The following is a 7702-nucleotide window of genomic DNA, read 5'->3' as shown; positions in this document are numbered from 1 at the left end:
GTATCCACCATGGCATTCAACTTAAACGGTTTCAACTTCAACCAGTCTATCTTAGATAGCCAAGGTCATGTAATTGGAACTTGGGCAGACGTATTAAACCGTGCTAACATCGGTATCGAAGTAATGCACGAACGTAATGCTCACAACTTCCCCTTAGATTTAGCTTCTGCTGATGCAGTATCTGCACCCGTAATCAACGGTTAATCCCTAAGGTTGGAAACAACTAAATAATAGTGTTGGGTTATTAACCCAACCTACTAAAAGGCACTCTCTATTAATTTAGGGGGTGTTTTTTGGCGTTTGTGTTAAAATCTCATTGACTGTTAATGACTAAAGCCTTGATTGTTTATAGCTTTCTGATTTATTCAGCAAACCCTATTTAGAAGCGATTCAGGAGCGGATAGAATTAAAAAGGGGTAATAGTTTTAAGGTTTAATAATTGTTGAGTATGGGGGTGGATAAAAGTAATTTCCTTAGCATGAAGATACAACCTCTTATTATTATCTCCCTTATCATCATAAAGTCGATCGCCCTTAATGGGAAAGCCTAAGCCTTCTAAACAGTGGACTCTTAATTGATGAGTCCTTCCCGTGAGGGGTTTTAACCGCAATCTTGTTTCCTGATTTTTCCTGCTTATCACCTCAAAATAAGTAACAGAAGGCTTACCGTGAAGATAATTAACCTTTTGACGAGGGCGAGTTAAAGGGTTACTCCATAAAGGTAAATCAATCACTCCCTCCTCTATGGAAATAAGTCCTTTTAGGATAGCTTCATAGATTTTTTTCACTCGTCTTTGCTCAAACTGTTGAGAAAGATGAATATAAGTCTCTTTCGTTTTTGCCAAAATTAATATACCTGAAGTATCTTGATCTAATCTATGGACTGTTGTAAACTGAAAATTAGATTTAGCCGTGGCAATCTGTCTAAAACGAGACTCCACACTATCAAAATTTTGGCTTCCTCTACCAGATACCGACAACAAGCCTTCAGGTTTATTCACTACCAATAGCCATTCATCTTCATAAATAATGGGTATGGATTCTTCTTTCACCCTCGCTGTAAAGTTGGGTAAACCCGATAACAAAAAGCCCATTAACGGTTGACATCGATCGAGACAAGCAGGGTAAAAATTACCTTCCACTTTTTCCCCATTAGGAGAAGACTCTCCCCACCAAAATTCAGCCATCGCCACTGGTTGCAAATGATGAGTAGAGGCATAATGTAACAGTTTAGGGGCGCAACAATCCCCCGTACCAGTGGGAATAAAAGTTTTACCTAATAACCTACCAACACTTAAACTATCTCCAGCAAAATTAGTAATAGTATAGGCTGTTTGCATTTGTGCCTGTAGCTGTTTAGACAACTCCTTGCGTTGTTGTTTCAGTTGTCGAATTTGTTGATTAGCCCCATTAACTTGTGATTCTAAAGGGTTTAACTTTTCTTGCCATTGATGTTTTAAAGTGCGTCTTTGCCAATCATCTCGGCGACTTTCTTGCTGTAAACCATCCGTTAAAGTCGTTATATCCGAATCCCTCAGTAACAAATAAACCAACTTTGCTTCTTTTGCTTGATGATTGAGACTTATAATCAACAACTCTAAGATAATTAACAGTAATATGGGATTTTCTTGGATATAATCAGCAAAAACTCGTCTTTTATCCCTAATTTGCTTTCTTTGGCTATGAATAGCTTTTAAATTTTGCCATTGTCGTTGATATTCTAACTTTAAATTTTCATAATCTTGACGTAAAGCTAAACTTTCAAGGATAAGAATTTCCTGTTTAATACTATCTAACTGCTTCAGGGTGAGATTTTCTGCTAAGGCAATCATCGAGTTACTCGAAATTTGAGACACCCAACCATCAACATCTTTTTTGCCATTCAACAAACCAGAAAAGGCTTTAATCATTCCTAATTTGCCTTGTTTATCCTTGACAATCAAAACCCCTAACATTTTTCCTTTGACGGTATGAAAAGAAGTGTTTTTCAGTTGACGACATAAACTTAAAGCGACTTTTTCCGCCAAAATAGTGCGAGGTAATTGTAAATTAACTCCTGTTTTAGGGCAAATTCCCTCATAGTAATAAGTAACGGTATTTTTTGCGGTGATGTCTTCTTCCGTGACAAAATCCGTTAAAGGATATATTTTTGTTGAAAAATTCACTGCATTTATAGGAAAAAGATTGAATGGCAATTATTGTAACAAATTTACACCTATTTAACTTATAGTTTTGTGCAATAACCCACTTCGCAATAAATTGACGAAGCTAACAGCAAAAATCTACTAAAGTGATTTCATAAACATTGTTTTTTATTAAAATTTGGTTATTTTCAATCAAAAATTTGATTTTTATAAATGTTATAGTCAAGTTTTAAAAAACAGGTGAATTTTTTTCTATTGCATCAGTCTATCTTTATGAGTAAACTTAGATAAGTACTCATGCAAAATTAATTGTATAGAGGCAATGGCTTCAAACCCATTGTTAACATAGCTTTTAGAAAAATAAAATGTACAATTAATTTTACTTACTCACTTACATCTTAGCTTATCATTTAAACTGGGCATAATCCAGACAAATCTAAAATCAATTTTCAATATTCATGGCAATTAAAAGTAAATCAGAAATTATCTCTCGTTTCCTCACTCCAGCGATTAAGTTTTGGTTGCGTAGTCAATTAGAAACCGTTGAAGATTTAAACATGGAAATTCATGCAGGAGATAAACAAATTTTGACGGGGAAAATTAATCAAGTATCCCTTGAAACTACTAAAGCTATTTATCAGGGTATTCATGTTAGTCAAGCCTCTGTTAATACAGAAAATATTGCTGTTAATTTAGGTGGAATATTAAGGGGAAAATCTTTAAAACTTTTACATCCTATTTTTGTCTATGGCGAAATTTTATTAACCCATAATGATTTACAAACTTCTTTAGAATCAACTCTCATCCATCAAGGTTTAATCGATTTAGTTAGTCTACTTTTACATCATCAAAATATACCTAATTATCAAGAAATTATCGCTCAATATCAATTTTTTTGGCATGATATGACTCTCAAAGATGATAAGTTCATCCTAACTGCTTTTTTAACCAATTCGATCGAACAGAAATTCACCCTCACCATTACATCTAGTTTAACCTTAAAAGACGATCGAACCCTGCTATTTAATCCCATAGAAATTATAGGTATTCCTACTATAGATAATTGTATTATTAATAACTTTGAAGTTGACTTAGGTAACGATGTCACCTTAGAAAAACTAATCTTAACCTCCCAGAATTTATCCTGTCGAGGTAAAATTAAAGTAATTAGCGAATAATTAATAATTAAGAATTAAGAATTAAAAACTCAGTAAAAGCTAAAGCTATATCTATATCAAAACTAAAGTAAATAAACCCATTAAAAATGACAAACAATCATAAAAAAGATATTTTAATAGTTGATGATTTAGCTGATAATTTAAGAGTTTTATCACAAATTTTAGTAGAAAAAAATTATCAAGTTAGAAAAGCTATTAACGGAAAAACAGCTATAAGGGCAGCACAAATAGCACCGCCTGATTTGATTCTTTTAGATATAAAAATGCCTGAAATGGACGGTTATGAAGTTTGTCAAATATTAAAATCTAATCATAAAACGGCTGAAATTCCTGTTATCTTTATCAGTGCCTTAGATGACACTCTTGATAAAATAAAAGCCTTTGAAGTGGGCGGAGTTGATTATGTCACTAAACCTTTTCATGTCGAAGAAGTCTTAGCCAGAATTGAAAGTCAATTAACTATTCAAAGGCAAAAACAACAACTACAAAAAGAAATTGAACAAAGAAAATATACAGAAGAAATTTTACATCAATCAAGAGCAGTTTTATCTAGTGTTTTAAATAGTTCTTTAGATGGTATAGCTGCAATACAAGCCGTGAGAGAAAATGCAACGGGGAATATAATCGATTTTCGTTGTTTAATAGTTAATCCTGTCATTGCTAAAGTTTTAGGTAAAGATAAAAGTGATTTAATTGGTAAAATAGGCATCCGAAAAATAATTGAAAAATTCGATGATAAATTATTTCATTCAATTATTGAAGTAGTAGAAACAGGAAAACCTCTTACTACTGATTTATATTATCAATGCGATTCTTTAAAATATTGGTTTCATTTTATTGCCGTTAAATTAGGGGATGGTTGTGCCGTTACTATTAAAAATATTACCCATCGAAAAGAAACAGAATTAGAGTTAAAAAAAATTAATTTAGATTTAGAAACTTTTTCTCGTAGTGTTGTCCATGATTTGAGAAATTATATTAACAATATCAATTTTGCAGGTAGTTTATTAGAGGAAGAAATTGATAATAAAGGTTCAGATAATGAGAAAGAACTAATTGAAATTATTAATACTTCCTGTGAAAGAACCATGAAGGTTTTAGAAGGAATAACTCACTTATCACAATTAAAAATAGAATCTATTAAACCAATATCTTTTAATCTATCTCAATTAGTAAAAGAAATCTTAAATTATCTTCAAAATCAAGAGCAAAGAATCAATTTTTCTAGTAAAATTCAAGATGATGTGATGATTAATGCCGATCGAAAATTATTAAATATAGCTATAGAAAATTTAATCAAAAATGCGTGGAAATATACTCAAAAAAAAGAAGAAACTATTATACAATTCGGAGAAATAAAACCTACGGAAAAACTCTGGAATAATAAAATAGAATTAGCTAACATTTCTAGTATTAGATTTAAAAATAAGAGTATCTATTATATTAAAGATAATGGTATTGGTTTTAACCCAGAATTAGCAGACCAATTATTTATTCCTTTTAAAAAATTACATAAAGATACCTCCTTTGAAGGAAGTGGTATTGGATTATCGATCGTCAAAAGAATAATTGAACTTCATGAAGGGGAAATTTGGGCTGAATCTCAACTAAATAAAGGGGCGATTTTCTACTTTATTTTAGGTATTTAACAATAGTTTTTTACTATTTATTTACGAAAAAAGCAATTTAAAATTACAAAATATTTAAAATATATTTCCATTCCAGATCCACTGGAAAAATTTTGATCTGGAACAGATAATAAATTACGCTTTACGAGAGTAGTACTCAATAACAAGTAGTTCGTTGATATTTAAAGCAACCCATTCTCTATCAATAACACCATTAACTTTACCAGTAAGATTATCTTTATCAAACTCTAAATGACTGGGAAGGTTAGCCAAACCGGGGTTAAGTAGATTATTTTTAACAATATTAACAGAGCGATCTCTTTTTCTAACACTTACGACATCACCAGGGCGACATTGATAACTAGCAATATCAACAACTTTACCATTAACCATAATATGACCGTGATTCACTAATTGACGAGCACCGGGGATAGTGGGTGCCATGCCAAGACGAAAAACGGTATTATCGAGGCGCATTTCTAATAATTGTAATAATACTTGTCCAGTAGAACCAGTCACTCGACGAGCTTTTTTAACATAACGAACTAATTGAGTTTCACTAACACCGTAGTTATAACGAAGTTTTTGTTTCTCTTCGAGACGGATAGCGTATTCAGAGCGTTTACGGCGGTTTTGTCCGTGTTGTCCGGGGGGATACTGACGACGAGCGTTTTTACGAGTTAAACCGGGTAAATCTCCTAAACGACGCACTACCCTCAAGCGAGGACCTGTATATCGAGCCATGCTTACTATTTTCTCCTTATATATTTTTTATATTTAGACCCAAATATACTATTTTACATTAAAAAAGTAAAAAGTACATAGAGATTGAAGAACTCCTCCCTATAGGAATTTTTCTCGACATTTTGTTAATGTAAAAATAGATAAGCTAGGACGCATCTAAGTTTACTGATTGAGAGAGGGAATAGGGAATAGAGACTAGATAATAGGTAACAGTTGTAGTTATTTTCAAGAATTAATAAAAAATGCAAGTTAAATACGTCTTAGGTTATTTAAAGTATTTTTTTAAATAGGGTTTGCTGAAAAAGTATTTTGATGAGGGTAGGTATCAGGTGTTAAGTTAAACAATGAAAAATCAAGGTTTTGAAGCGTTATCTCTTCAACAAATACACAGGTGTATTGTGAATAATCAGTAATAGTACCTCTATCTTCATCAAAACACTTTTTTATTATCTGCTAATTGCTGAATTTGCCTGACAACGGTTAAGGCAGAATAACTAACTCCTGCTGTGCCTTCCCCCGGATGGACAGAATCTCCTACTAACCATAAATTATTTATAGGAGTCCGAGGGGCAAAACTAAAGGGTGCAAATGTATTAATTCTTTGCCCTACTCCTCCCACAATGCCTTTTTCCCTTGCTGTATATTTATAAAAGGTGACGGGGGTTGCTGTCTCTTGATGAATAATTGTCTCTGGGGTAAGGTTAAAGTACTGTTTCAATCGATCGATCGTTTTATCAGTATAATCTTGTTTTAATGCCTCATAATCTTCTAGGGGAATATCCCACCAAAGGTTAATATCCGTAAAAGAAGAAGCGATAATAGTGGCTTTGCCTTCGGGTGCTCTGCCGTCTCCTTGTTTACTCACAGATACAAATAACGAATTAATCTCCCCTATTTCTCCTTCATAATCATATAAAAATTGCAGATGAGGAGGGCAATTATCAGGGATTGCAGTTCGATCGACCCCTAAATATATCACGAAAGCGCCACTGGCAGGAGGTAATTTTTGCACTCGTTGACTATAAGTCACAGGGAGATTTTCTGTCATGGTGACAAGGTTATTAACGGTTAAGTTACCGATAACGTGATGGGCTTTTTTCTCGATAATCTCTCCTGTTTTCAAATTTTTCACCGTGACACCCGTTGCTTTTCCTTTCTCCGTGTGAATTTTCTGCACTAAATGCCTCATGTATAGTTTACCGCCATATTTTTCTAACCCTTCCACCAATCGATCGCTCAAAACCTGCATACTGCCATTGAGATGATATAATCCTTGAGGAGATTGAGACACCGATAAAGCCGTAGCGCCATAAAGTAAAGCGGTTTCCTCCGTATCCACTTGAGAATATAACTTTAACTGCATATCAAGGAAAGTTTTTAAGCGTTTATCCTTGTGTAAACCGAATAACCTTAAAGCATCTGCCACCGTCATTAAAGAAAAAGGCACAGTAATCAAAGTATCTAACCGCAAGGCTTGAATTAATTGCCCTAAATCCCAGAGGTTGCGCGGTGGTATAATGGGATCTCGACTTTGAAAACGCCAACTAGCTTCAAAAAGTGTGTTAAATAATGCCCAAAATTTTTCACTGTTAGGAAATTGTCTTTCTCTTTCTAAACGCCATTTTTCAGAATTGCGCCATACCATTATCGGTTGTGTTTCTTGGGGTAAAAAAACCGCACAAGCTGGATCACATTCTGTCGCTGAAGGTATATCAAGATCGAGGGTTTCAAAAATGCGATGGTGAATACCTCCTACTTCTAACCCTGCAACTTGAGTTGCACCCACATCAAAAATAAAACCTTTGCGTTGAAAAGTGGAAGCACATCCCCCCGGTACAATAGCTTGATCATAAATGTTAACATCATAACCGTTACGAGCTAATAATGCTCCTGCTGTCAATCCGCCAATACCAGCACCAATAACTATTACTTCCTGTTTCTCTACCATATTTTTTGTTTATCAGTTCGATCTCTTTACAAATTTTAACATATTCAGAAGATTGAACAGA

At 33.7% G+C, this 7702-nt stretch carries 5 protein-coding genes and 1 pseudogene; 3 read left to right on the top strand and 3 right to left on the bottom strand.

Annotation, left to right across the window (positions count from 1 at the left end; all coding sequences use genetic code 11):
- Positions 1-204: pseudogene (locus tag ACN4EE_RS14305) on the top strand (photosystem II q(b) protein); the annotation flags it as partial.
- A 202-nt stretch (positions 205-406) separates the two neighbouring features.
- Here the strand turns inward: ACN4EE_RS14305 and ACN4EE_RS14300 are convergent.
- Complete coding sequence (locus ACN4EE_RS14300) at positions 407-2164, bottom strand: RluA family pseudouridine synthase (protein ID WP_431707131.1); 1758 nt, start codon at positions 2162-2164, stop codon at positions 407-409.
- 437 nt (positions 2165-2601) lie between these two features.
- Here ACN4EE_RS14300 and ACN4EE_RS14295 point away from each other — a divergent pair, with 437 nt between their 5' ends.
- Together ACN4EE_RS14295 and ACN4EE_RS14290 are read left to right on the top strand one after the other, a co-directional pair.
- A complete protein-coding gene (locus tag ACN4EE_RS14295; protein ID WP_431707130.1) occupies positions 2602-3321 on the top strand; it encodes an LmeA family phospholipid-binding protein in 720 nt (239 codons plus the stop codon).
- An 86-nt stretch (positions 3322-3407) separates the two neighbouring features.
- Positions 3408-4970, top strand: coding sequence for a response regulator (locus ACN4EE_RS14290; RefSeq protein WP_431707129.1), 1563 nt, complete (start codon positions 3408-3410; stop codon positions 4968-4970).
- A gap of 114 nt (positions 4971-5084) precedes the next feature.
- Here the strand turns inward: ACN4EE_RS14290 and rpsD are convergent, their stop codons facing one another.
- Both rpsD and crtD read right to left on the bottom strand, forming a co-directional pair.
- A complete protein-coding gene (gene rpsD, locus ACN4EE_RS14285) occupies positions 5085-5693 on the bottom strand; it encodes a 30S ribosomal protein S4 (protein WP_431707128.1) in 609 nt (202 codons plus the stop codon).
- A 430-nt stretch (positions 5694-6123) separates the two neighbouring features.
- Positions 6124-7641 carry a C-3',4' desaturase CrtD gene (gene crtD, locus ACN4EE_RS14280; protein ID WP_431707127.1) on the bottom strand — a complete coding sequence of 506 codons (1518 nt, stop codon included), beginning with the start codon at positions 7639-7641 and terminating at the stop codon, positions 6124-6126.
- Positions 7642-7702: the final 61 nt, after the last annotated feature.

Source organism: Geminocystis sp. CENA526 (genome assembly GCF_050753365.1).
In the GTDB taxonomy this organism is placed as follows: domain Bacteria; phylum Cyanobacteriota; class Cyanobacteriia; order Cyanobacteriales; family Cyanobacteriaceae; genus Geminocystis.
Note: the sequence above shows the minus strand (reverse complement) of the source record. Positions and strands in the feature narration are given on the sequence as shown.

Bases quoted from the DNA above. Each gene is read 5' to 3' on its own strand.
- ACN4EE_RS14295 (WP_431707130.1), top strand. From the start codon at position 2,602: ATGGCAATTAAAAGTAAATCAGAAATTATCTCTCGTTTCCTCACTCCA.
- ACN4EE_RS14290 (WP_431707129.1), top strand. From the start codon at position 3,408: ATGACAAACAATCATAAAAAAGATATTTTAATAGTTGATGATTTAGCT.
- rpsD (WP_431707128.1), bottom strand. From the start codon at position 5,693: ATGGCTCGATATACAGGTCCTCGCTTGAGGGTAGTGCGTCGTTTAGGA.
- crtD (WP_431707127.1), bottom strand. From the start codon at position 7,641: ATGGTAGAGAAACAGGAAGTAATAGTTATTGGTGCTGGTATTGGCGGA.